The sequence below is a fragment of the Streptomyces sp. NPDC006261 genome (genome assembly GCF_040613515.1).
Classification (GTDB): Bacteria; Actinomycetota; Actinomycetes; order Streptomycetales; family Streptomycetaceae; genus Streptomyces.
In genome coordinates this window covers 1-5,853 of sequence record NZ_JBEXSI010000126.1, presented here as the reverse complement: position 1 = coordinate 5,853, position 5,853 = coordinate 1, and the positions used below count along the sequence as shown (strand labels likewise).

The 5,853-nt window shown below is 67.2% G+C and carries 3 protein-coding genes and 2 pseudogenes; 3 read left to right on the top strand and 2 right to left on the bottom strand.

Annotated elements, in window-relative coordinates; translation table 11 throughout:
• Positions 1–110: 110 nt before the first annotated feature.
• Positions 111–1,023, top strand: a pseudogene (locus ABZ154_RS34640) (IS3 family transposase); the annotation flags it as partial.
• 1 nt (position 1,024) lies between these two features.
• Here ABZ154_RS34640 and ABZ154_RS34635 read toward each other — a convergent pair.
• Positions 1,025–2,427, bottom strand: a pseudogene (locus ABZ154_RS34635) (IS30 family transposase).
• A gap of 38 nt (positions 2,428–2,465) precedes the next feature.
• Between ABZ154_RS34635 and ABZ154_RS34630 the strand changes: the two are divergent.
• Both ABZ154_RS34630 and ABZ154_RS34625 read left to right on the top strand, forming a co-directional pair.
• A complete protein-coding gene (locus tag ABZ154_RS34630) occupies positions 2,466–4,112 on the top strand; it encodes an RHS repeat-associated core domain-containing protein (RefSeq protein ID WP_356838409.1) in 1,647 nt (548 codons plus the stop codon).
• A 132-nt stretch (positions 4,113–4,244) separates the two neighbouring features.
• The gene (locus ABZ154_RS34625) at positions 4,245–4,766 is read left to right on the top strand and encodes a hypothetical protein (RefSeq protein ID WP_356838407.1); all 522 of its coding nucleotides are present in this window, start codon (positions 4,245–4,247) and stop codon (positions 4,764–4,766) included.
• Between the two features lie 19 nt (positions 4,767–4,785).
• Here the strand turns inward: ABZ154_RS34625 and ABZ154_RS34620 are convergent.
• Positions 4,786–5,606 (bottom strand): IS5 family transposase gene (locus tag ABZ154_RS34620; RefSeq protein ID WP_356838405.1). Its coding sequence is split into 2 segments (ribosomal slippage): positions 4,786–5,258 and positions 5,258–5,606, totalling 822 coding nucleotides; the frame shifts between segments, so codons are not numbered across the junction.
• Between the last annotated feature and the right edge of the window lie 247 nt (positions 5,607–5,853).

Here is a 5,853-nt window from a genome sequence, read left to right as displayed (position 1 = left end):
CAACCTCGCCAAGCGCATAACGGACGAGACCACACCCACCTGGCGAGGAACTTACTAGGAGATAAAGGGCAATCTGACTAGATCAAACGCCCTCTGAGAACGGACATCTCGTGGTCATGAAGAACTACCCGCCACAGTTCGAGGCGGACGCGGTCGCGCTGTACGAGTCGCGGCCCGACGCGACGATCAGGTCGGTCGCAGCCGATCTGGGCATCAACCCGGAGACCCTGCGGAACTGGGCGAGGACAGCCGGGGTGAGCCGTCCCCGCGGACGTCGGACGCAGGAACCCTCGCAGCCGCCGGCCCCGCTGGAGGCCGAGAACGCCGCCCTGCGGAAGAAGGTCCGCGAGCTGGAGGAGGAGCGCGAGATTCTTCGGAAAGCGGCGAAGTATTTCGCCGGGGAGACGCGCTGGTGAACCGCTTCCAGTGTGTCGCCGATCTCCAGCGCCGTTACGGCGTGAAGCGGCTCTGCAGCATCCTCGGCGTCAGCCGCTCGAGCTTCTGCTACTGGCGCCGGACGGCTCGGACCGGGCCGCCCGGCAGGTGGCCGACGCGAAGCTGGCCGCCCGGATACGGGCGGTGCACCAGGAATTGGACGGCACCTACGGAGCTCCGAGGATCACCGCCGAGCTCCGCGAGGAGAACGGTGTCGCGGTCAACCACAAGCGAGTCGCCAGGATCATGCGAGCGTGCGGAATCGAGGGAGTCCGGTTGCGCCGTCGGCACCGCACCCCCGTCCCCGGCCCGGCCGCCGCCATGGCCCCGGACCTGATCGGCCGCGACTTCACCGCGGACAGGCCGAACACGAAGTACGTCGGTGAAATCACCTACCTGCCCCTCGACGGCGGGAAGTTCTGCTACCTGGCGACCGTCATAGACCTCGCTTCGCGGCGGCTCGCCGGCTGGGCGATCGCCGACCACATGCGCACGGACCTGGTGACCGACGCCCTGGCCGCAGCGGTCCGCACCCGCGGCAGCCTCGCCGGATCGATCATGCACACCGACCACGGAGCCCAGCTTGCACTCAACCGGTCGTCGCAACACCAGCTTCCTGGAGGGATAGTAGGTGCTCGTTGAGGGCTTCGGCGGGGGTCTTCCAGGCGAGTGTCTTTCGGGGTCGGTTGTTGAGGGTGAAGGCGACGGCCTGCAGCTCGTCGATGCCCCAGCGCGACAGGTCCGTGCCCTTCGGAAAGTACTGCCGCAGCAGACCGTTCGTGTTCTCGTTGGTGCCGCGCTGCCAGGGACTGTGGGGGTCGGCGAAGTAGACCTGGAGTCCGGCATCGACGCGGAGCTGGGCGTGCTGGGCCAGTTCCGTGCCCCGGTCCCACGTCAGTGACCTGCGCAGTTGCTCGGGCAGGGTCGTGATGGTGGCGGTGATCGCGTCTTTCACAGCCTCGGCGCCGCGGCCGGCCAGCGCGGGCCCGTTCTTGGTGCGTGGTTCGGTGCCGAAGCCTTCCATCCGGGGCAGGTGCAGCAGCATGGTGAACCGCGTACTGCGTTCGACCAGCGTGCCGATCGCGGACCGGCCGGTGCCGATGATGAGGTCACCTTCCCAGTGGCCTGGAACGGCACGGTCCTCGGCCTCGGCCGGCCGCTCGCTGATCAGCACGTCAGCGGTCACGTGGCCACGGACGCTTTGCCTGGTGCGCTCCCGCGGGACACGCAGTGACCGTCCGGTGCGCAGGCAGGCGACGAGCTCACGCTTGAGGGCTCCGCGTCCCTGGACGTAAAGGGCCTGGTAGATCGCTTCCGGGGAGATGCGCATGGACTCATCTTCGGGGAAGTCCACCGCGAGCCGCTGTGATATCTGTTCCGGGCTCCAGGAGGTCGCCCAGCGGCGGTCCTGACGACGGGGCTTGTTCCTTCCCTACCAGGGCGGCACCTGGGGACCCTCGACGACCCGGCCCTCCAGGGCGTGGACGACGTTCCCGGCCAGCCGGTCCTGCACGTACTCGCGCAGTCGCTCATCGGCCACCAGCTTCGCCGGCTTCGGCCGCTGAGCCCGCCGCTCGGCATGCCATTGCGCCAGCGAGGCCCGGTACTCCAAGTGGTAACTCCGCGTGGAGGCGTTGCGCCGCAGCTCCCGCGAGATCGTGGACGGCGAACGCCCCAGACACCGCGCGATCGCACGGACCCCGAAGCCTCGCGCACGCAGCAGAGCGATCTCCTCCCGCTCGGCGAACGAGAGGTAACGGCCGGAGACAGTCGGGGCGAGGCACGGATTCACCCCGCCAGCATGACGAAACCACCGCGACCCCACCGCAGGCGAGACCTCGATGACGGCTGCGGCGTCCACCGAACTCAGCCCCCGCGCGATCGCCTTCCAGAACCCGGCCCGGTCCTCACGCCAGGCAACACTCGGCCGCCCTGGCGAGGGCATCTGGCCGCGATACTCCGCACCGCCCGCTGCCGATTCCCCACACCCATCACAAACCCCCAGCTCACGAAGGTGTTGCGACGACCGCTTGAATCCGCCGACAGCGTACGACGACGGCGCAGGCAACACGTCGACCACGACGTATGACGTGCTCGGCCGGCCGCTGAAGGTCACGGACTCCGCGCCCTCCAGCACCACGTACACCTACGACGCCACGGGCCGCACCAAAACTGTCACCGACTCGGTCGCCGGAACCTTCACCCCCAGCTATGACCCGGACGGCGAACTGACCGGCGAGATCCTGCCCGGCGGTTACCGCCTCACCCTGTCCTCGGACACGGAGGGCAACCAGACCGGCGTTGCCTACACGGACGCCGCTGGCAACACCGTGCTGTCCGACACCGCCGACATCACGGTCCGCGGGCAGCAGGCCAGCCACACCCAGACCGACGGCCCCACCACCGAGACGGAGTTCGCCTACGACACCTTCGGCCACCTCACCCGGGCCACCGACCGCACCGCCCAGGGCTGCACGACCCGCGTATACGCATTCGACGCGAACAGCAATCGCACGGGCCTGACCACGGCCTCGGACGACTGCGACAGCGCCACCGCGGACGCGAGCAGCACCACGGTGTCCCACACCTACGACAGTGGGGACCGGCTCACCGCGAGCGGCGTCACCTATGACGCCTTCGGCCGCACCACTGCCACCGGAGACACCACGCTTACGTACTTCGTCAACGACGTGGTCCGCAGCGAGACCGTGGGCACCAACCGCAGGCTGTGGTCGCTGGACGCCACCGGCCGACGTGCCCAGTCCACGGCGCAGAGCAAGGCAGCCGATGGCACGTGGAGCACTACCGGCACAACGACCGACCACTACAACTGCGAGTGCGAGAGCCCGGCCTGGACCCAGCATTCCTCCGGTGCGATCAGCCGCAACGTGGCGGACGTGTCCGGCTCTCTGCTCGCCACGACCACGGCCGGCGGCACCGTCCTGCAGCTGTCGAACCTGCACGGCGACGTCGCAGTCCGGCTGCCGCTCGATACCTCCGTGGCGCCGACCGTGCAGCACTACGACGAATACGGCAACGCGCTGGCAGGAACAGCCACCGCCACCTACGGCTGGCTCGGTGCCTACGAGCGTGACAGCGGCACCCTCAGCGGCATCATCCTGATGGGCGCCCGTCTGTACAACCCGGCGACTGGACGCTTCCTTTCGGTCGACCCGGTGTACAACGGCAGCTGCAACAGCTACGACTACGCTTGCGCCGACCCGCAGAACAAGTACGACCTCGCCGGTACCGCCCTCAAGGAGCGGGTGCAGAAGCGATGCACGTACTACACCTGCGTGCGGCTGCGGCGCATCTGCAGCAAGTCCTCGAACAAGTGCTCCGCACAGTGGGACATGTGGTTCCGCAAGGGCTGGCGATCCGCCTGGATCTACGCCGGCTGGGACTACACCCTGTCCGTCCGCGGAACCCGCGTGAAAAAGGGAAACTACTCGCACGGCGAGAACGGACGCTACAACTTCCACGGCTACTGGTACGGCAACGGCGACAAAGATAGGCCCGGGGACCGTGGGAAGCACAAATGCTGGAAGGGCACCTGCTACTTCGACCCAGGCGATTCCTTCCAGTTCTCCGCCAACGGTCTGGCCCACCTCGGTCACACCAAGTACTACTGGAGCATCTACCAGTCGTTCAGTGGCGGAGGCAAGTATCGCGGCTGACCGGTTGAGCATCTGAGAAGCCAGACGGGGTTCGGACGGGCTCCGGCCGGTCCGAACCCCGCCTATGCATCACCACGTACACACTTCGCCGCCTGAGCCATGGCACACCGACACGACAAGGACCTCGCCCCTGTGAACGGATGCGACACCGAGAAGCGTTACAACAAAGCATTCCGGGACTGGCTGCACGAACTGTACGACGTGCTGGACTTTCCCGACCCTGAGGCACCCCCTGCCTGGGTGCGAGAACTGTTCGAGTCGAGCGGTCGAGTTCCGCCGGACCGGTTTGCGGAAATCGCCTTCAAAAGAAACAGCACCTACATCACAGAAGCGTTCACCCGCGTCGCAGCGACAGTACACACGCAGACCGGCATCGACCTTTCCGCCGGCAACCCCGACCTCACCTTCGAGCACCCTTCCGACGAACTCCCCATCGGCCTGGTCTCTTTCGCCGGTTCCCCCATCTGGTCGGCCGACCCCCCGAAAATCTACGTCGACCTCGCCGAGGCCGTCCAAAGCTACCTGGCTGACCGCCACCGCAAGGTCTGGCCCCTGTGCCCCCTCCACCACCTTGGAACGCACCCGAGGGTCGCAGCAGGACAAGCTGTGTGGTGGTGCGCCGCCGGAGCCCATGAGAGCGAGCCCATCATCTGACCGGCCGTCCTCCACCCTCTTAGAAGCCATCCCATTTGGGGAGTCTGCGGTAGCAGATGAGGGTGCAGGCGATGCTGGTGAAGGCGAGGAAGTGGTCGGCCTTGCCTTCGTAGCGGCGGTGGAGACGGCGGCAGCCGGCGAGCCAGGCCATGGTGCGTTCGACGGTCCAGCGGTGGCGGCCCAGCCGTTGCGAGGACTCGACTCCCTTGCGGGCGATGCGGTGGGTGATGCCACGTTCGCGTAACCATCGCCGCAGGTGGGCGTAGTCGTAGCCTTTGTCGGCGTGGAGTTTGCCGGGCTTGCGCCGTCGTCGTCCGCGGCGTGAGCGGATCGGCGGGATGCCCTTCACGAGCGGGATCAGGGCCTGGCTGTCGTGCAGGTTGGCCCCGGAGATGCCAACGGATATGGGCAGACCCGATCGTTCCGTGATCAGGTGGATCTTCGAGCCGTACTTGCCCCGGTCGACAGGATTTGGACCTGTCAGGTCCCCCTTTTCAGGGCCCGCATGTTCACCGAGTCGATCGCGCACCGCGACCAGTCCAGCTCGCCGCGGGCACCGAGCTCGTCGAGGACCAGGCGGTGGAGCTTGGCCCACACCCTGGCCTTCGACCACTCCGAGAACCGCCGGTGGGCGGTCGCTCCGGACGGGCCGAACGACGCCGAAGGCAGCTGCTGCCAGGTACAACCCGACGTGGCCACGAAGACGATCGCGGCCAGCACTTCCCGGTCGCCGTGCCGACGCCGGCCACCGCCCTGCGGCCGCGACGGCGCCTCCGGCACGACCCTCTGGAACAGCTCCCACAACTCGTCCGGCACCAGGCGCTCAACGATCCCCACCATGGCCAACACTCTACCGAATCGCCCAAATGAGATGACCTCTTAGGCAGTCGTCCCGGTCAGGCCCTTCGCTGCGAGCTGGCTGAGGACCACGCCGCCCAGACCCTGCCCCAGGCGACCAGGCCGAGATCGCTGGCGCGGTCGCTGCCCTGCTGAGAGGGCGTTTGATCTAGTCAGATTGCCCTTTATCTCCTAGTAAGTTCCTCGCCAGGTGGGTGTGGTCTCGTCCGTTATGCGCTTGGCGAGGTTG